The sequence below is a fragment of the Pseudalkalibacillus decolorationis genome (assembly GCF_024609785.1).
In the GTDB taxonomy this organism is placed as follows: Bacteria; Bacillota; Bacilli; order Bacillales; family Fictibacillaceae; genus Pseudalkalibacillus; species Pseudalkalibacillus decolorationis.
The window spans coordinates 1-659 of record NZ_JANHJQ010000065.1; the positions used below are offsets into that span (position 1 = coordinate 1).

1 protein-coding gene is annotated in these 659 nt (G+C 32.5%); it reads left to right on the top strand.

Features of this window, described 5'->3' with window-relative positions; translation table 11 throughout:
• Window positions 1-116 precede the first annotated feature (116 nt).
• Window positions 117-659: transposase (locus NON16_RS25295; protein ID WP_257352389.1), on the top strand; the 543-nt coding region annotated here is incomplete at its 3' end.

Sequence of the window (659 nt, forward strand, 5' to 3'; positions counted from 1 at the left end):
GAGGTCACTGAAAAAGTTCCATAAATGATGAAAAGGTATAATTCCTTGTATGTATCGAGGGAATTATACCTTTTTTACTGTATAATTTAAGTATCAAATTTTAGTGGGTGGATACGATGATACGGAAACAACTATCTCTTCCATTAAGTTCTTATACGGATATTTATGATTTAGTCGTTCCAAAGGATAATCTTTTGCGAAAAATTAACGAACTCGTTGACTTCTCTTTTGTTTATAACGAACTTAAGGATAACTATTGTCTTGATAATGGACGTTATGCCATCAGTCCTATTCGAATGTTCAAATACTTATTGTTGAAATCTATACATAACCTATCCGACGTCGATATCGTGGAGCGTTCTAAATACGATATGTCTTTCAAATATTTTTTAGATATGGCTCCAGAAGATGAGGTGATTGATTCGAGTTCTTTAACTAAATTCCGCAAATTACGTTTAAAAGATATCGACCTTTTGGATAAGTTGATTAATAAAACGGTTGAGATCGCTACCGAAAAAGGGATTATAAAAAGTCCATTGATTATTGTTGATGCCACCCACACTAAATCCCGTTACAATCAAAAATCCCCAAAAGAAATTTTAATGGATCGATCAAAGATGCTTAGAAAAGCAATTTACCAAGTTGATGAAAGTATGAAA